A 295-nucleotide genomic window follows, 5' to 3' on the forward strand; every position below is an offset into this window, starting at 1 on the left:
ACTTAAGCAAGATGGGCTGTATTTCGCTTCAATTAATGAATAATGTCCGACATTAATGCCTGGTCTTGAAGGCGCACCAAGTTACGCTACATTCGAGTTACAATACGCAAACTCTGTCCATCCGAAGCAATAGACAGCTTTGCAAGACCTAGTTTAATCGATGCTTCTTTGTCTTCTGGAACAGCCCAAACATCATCAAAAAAACTAGGCATACTGCTAAAGTGTTCTAGCTTCATGATCTTTCCCAACACAGCTGAAAGTGAAGTATGCCGTGAGATTTGTACTCTCTATGTAA

Annotated in this window: 1 protein-coding gene; it reads right to left on the bottom strand. The window is 40.7% G+C overall.

What is annotated here, in order from left to right; translation table 11 throughout:
* Positions 1-86: 86 nt before the first annotated feature.
* Positions 87-236, bottom strand: coding sequence for a hypothetical protein (locus CWB80_RS22665; protein WP_171041585.1), 150 nt, complete (start codon positions 234-236; stop codon positions 87-89).
* Positions 237-295: the final 59 nt, after the last annotated feature.

The sequence above is a fragment of the Pseudoalteromonas sp. S1650 genome, from assembly GCF_005887195.1.
GTDB lineage: Bacteria > Pseudomonadota > Gammaproteobacteria > Enterobacterales > Alteromonadaceae > Pseudoalteromonas > Pseudoalteromonas simplex.

Excerpts from the sequence above, each read along its gene's own strand:
- CWB80_RS22665 (WP_171041585.1), bottom strand. The coding sequence starts at position 236 with ATGAAGCTAGAACACTTTAGCAGTATGCCTAGTTTTTTTGATGATGTT.